The organism is Streptomyces polyasparticus (genome assembly GCF_014493765.1).
GTDB classification, from domain to species: domain Bacteria; phylum Actinomycetota; class Actinomycetes; order Streptomycetales; family Streptomycetaceae; genus Streptomyces; species Streptomyces polyasparticus.
In genome coordinates this window covers 1-2123 of record NZ_JACTVJ010000076.1, presented here as the reverse complement: position 1 = coordinate 2123, position 2123 = coordinate 1, and the positions used below count along the sequence as shown (strand labels likewise).

Annotated in this window: 1 protein-coding gene; it reads left to right on the top strand. The window is 45.9% G+C overall.

Going from position 1 to position 2123, the window contains the following annotated elements:
- Positions 1–2123, top strand: a 2123-nt coding sequence (locus H9Y04_RS48975; protein ID WP_187820124.1) for an acyl-CoA dehydrogenase family protein, incomplete at both ends; no start/stop codon positions are given.

The following is a 2123-nucleotide window of genomic DNA, read 5'->3' as shown; positions in this document are numbered from 1 at the left end:
CAAAAATCAATATGTCTGTTTCTACCAATACTGTGACCTCTTTGCCTGGTCCTGACCCCCAGGCATCCTTCCGCCAGGAGCGGGAGAACCAAAAGTTCGATCCCGTACAAATGCACTACTTTTTGGAGGGATCGAAGGCTAGAGCTGAGGCGATTAAAAGACTCACTCAGCAAATGGAGCGTGACCCGGTTCTTGCTTCCGACTCCAGTATCTATGATTTGAACAAGGAACAACAGCGTGAGTTGACTGCTGTCAAAATCAACAGGATGGCCCGTTATATCGAGAATGATGATCCTAAAGACTTCAACCTTAGAATGAGTTTGTTTGGTCTTTTTGACCCACAAGTTGCCACCAGAATCGGTATCAACCTTGGATTGTTCCTTTCGTGTGTCCGTGGTAACGGAACCCCCGAGCAAATCGAGTACTGGACGTTTAACAAGGAAACCGCCGGTCTCAAGAGCATCTATGGATGTTTCGGTATGACCGAATTGGCCCATGGATCCAATGTTGCCGGATTGGAGACCACTGCTACTTATGACGAAGCCACCGAGGAGTTTGTCATCAACACCCCACACATTGGAGCCACCAAATGGTGGATTGGTGGTGCTGCTCATTCTTCCACTCACTGTAGTGTCTACGCCAGATTGATTGTCAAGGGTAAGGATTACGGTGTCAAGACCTTTGTTGTTCCTCTTCGTGACTCCAACCACGACTTGATGCCCGGTGTGACCGTTGGTGACATTGGTGCCAAGATGGGAAGAGATGGTATTGACAATGGATGGATCCAGTTCTCCGATGTTCGTGTGCCCAGATTTTTCATGTTGCAAAAATTCTGTAAGGTGTCCAAGGAGGGTAAAGTTACATTACCTCCATTGGAACAATTGTCGTATTCGGCTTTGTTGGGAGGAAGAGTATCCATGGTTCTCGATTCCTACCGTATGTCGGCCAAGATGTCTACCATTGCCTTGAGATATGCCGTGGCTAGACGTCAATTTAAGGGCTCCAGTAGCTCTGATGGTAAGGAAACGCAATTGATCAATTATCCATTACATCAAAGAAGATTATTCCCATACTTGGCCCAGGCTTATGTGTTGTCTGCAGCTGCCTTAAAGGTGGAGCACACCATTGAGCAAACTTTGGATGACTTGGATGCCGCGGTTGCTTCTAACGACATGCCAGCTATCATGCGTTCCATCGATGGCATGAAATCCTTATTTATTGATTCTGGTTCTTTGAAATCGACCAGTACTTGGCTCGGAGCCGAGGCTATCGACCAGTGTAGACAGGCATGTGGTGGCCACGGTTACTCGTCCTACTCTGGATTCGGAAAGGCTTACAACGACTGGGTTGTGCAATGTACTTGGGAAGGTGATAACAACGTTTTGGCCATGTCGGTTGGTAAGCCAATTGTCAGACTGATTCTGGAAGTTCTTGACAAGGGAAAGAAGGTTCGTGGATCCACTTCGTTCTTGAACCATACCAAGGAAAACTTGGGTGAAACCCCAGTCATCAGCAACGTTTCTGACCTTCAAGACTTGAAAAAGATTTTGACTGCTATTGAAGTGTTGATTATGCGTTTGGGTGCTGATGCTGTCAAGACCATCAAGGCCAACGGTGGAAACCAGGACAGTGTTTCTCCTCAATTGGTGGTTATTTCCAAGTTGAAGGCTAACCATTATGCTTTAGAAGAGTACATTCGCAGAGTGGACACCCACGATAACCTGGAACTCAAGCCATACCTTTTATCACTTGGAAGATTGTATGCTGCATCGATGATTATCGACCGTTTTGCCGGTGATTTCTTGACCTACTCTGTGTTGAGCACCAAGGTTGTGGCTGAAAACAACTCTATCAACCTTCCAAAATTGTGTGAAGAGGTTCGTCCTCATGTTATCACCTACACTGATTCTTTCCAATTGAGCGATATGATTATCAACTCTGCCATTGGAAAGTTCGATGGTAATGTCTACGAGAACTACTTTGGTATCGTTAAGGCTAACAATCCTCCATTCAAGACCAAGGCTCCTTACTCGGGCAGTTTGGAGGCTATGTTGAATAGACCTGTCAAAGAGGAGAGAGAAAGATTTGAAAAGATTGGCCAGGCCAAACAATTTTTATCTAAG